Origin of the sequence: Pseudomonas sp. RA_35y_Pfl2_P32, from assembly GCF_963970735.1 — a bacterium.
Classification (GTDB): domain Bacteria; phylum Pseudomonadota; class Gammaproteobacteria; order Pseudomonadales; family Pseudomonadaceae; genus Aquipseudomonas.
The window spans coordinates 1-747 of the sequence record NZ_CAXAQF010000085.1; the positions used below are offsets into that span (position 1 = coordinate 1).

2 protein-coding genes are annotated in these 747 nt (G+C 63.2%); both read left to right on the forward strand.

Annotated elements, in window-relative coordinates; genetic code table 11:
* Nucleotides 1–552 (forward strand): TraG/VirB4 family ATPase (locus AACY45_RS27185; protein ID WP_445261227.1); only part of this gene is annotated, 552 nt, incomplete at its 5' end.
* A gap of 5 nt (nucleotides 553–557) precedes the next feature.
* On the forward strand, nucleotides 558–747 hold a 190-nt coding region (locus AACY45_RS27190), incomplete at its 3' end, for a hypothetical protein (RefSeq protein WP_339548516.1).

Consider the following 747-nt stretch of genomic DNA (forward strand, 5'->3'; position numbering starts at 1 on the left):
ATGACGCAGATCCTCGACGATCCCGCTGCGCGCACGCCGGTGATGATGTACCTGTTCCACCGCGTCGAACAGCGGCTGGACGGCACGCCGAGCATCATCGTGATCGATGAAGGCTGGAAAGCGCTCGACGATCCCGCGTTCGTGCTGCGCATCAAGGATTGGGAAAAGACGATCCGCAAGCGCAACGGCATCGTCGGTTTCTGCACCCAAAGCGCATCGGACGCGCTGGCGAGCCAGATTTCCAGTGCGATCATCGAACAGGCCGCGACGCAGATCGTCATGGTCCACCCCAAGGCGCAGGCGGTCGATTATTGCGACGGCTTCGGCCTGACCGCGCATGAATTCGACTTGATCCGCACGCTGCCCGACACGGCGCGTTGCTTCCTGATAAAGCATGGCAATGACAGTGTGATCGCCCGCCTCAATCTGGGCGGTATGCCTGATTTGCTGACGATCCTGTCGGGCCGCGAAAGCAGCGTGCGCCGCCTCGATGCGATCCGCGCCGAGGTTGGCGACGATCCGGCGCAGTGGCTGCCACGGCTGCTGGCCTGACCGCCATGTCGAACGCCTGTCCCGCCGCCCCGCCCGATGTCCATCTGGTCCATGCGCTGCTGCGCGGGACCGATTGTCAGGTGCGCACGCGGGTCCACACTGGCTATGATGGGCTGTTCCAGAGCGGGGGCAACTTCGCTGCGGTGCTCACCACGCTGATGACGCTGTATGTCGCACTGATCGGCTATCAATTGA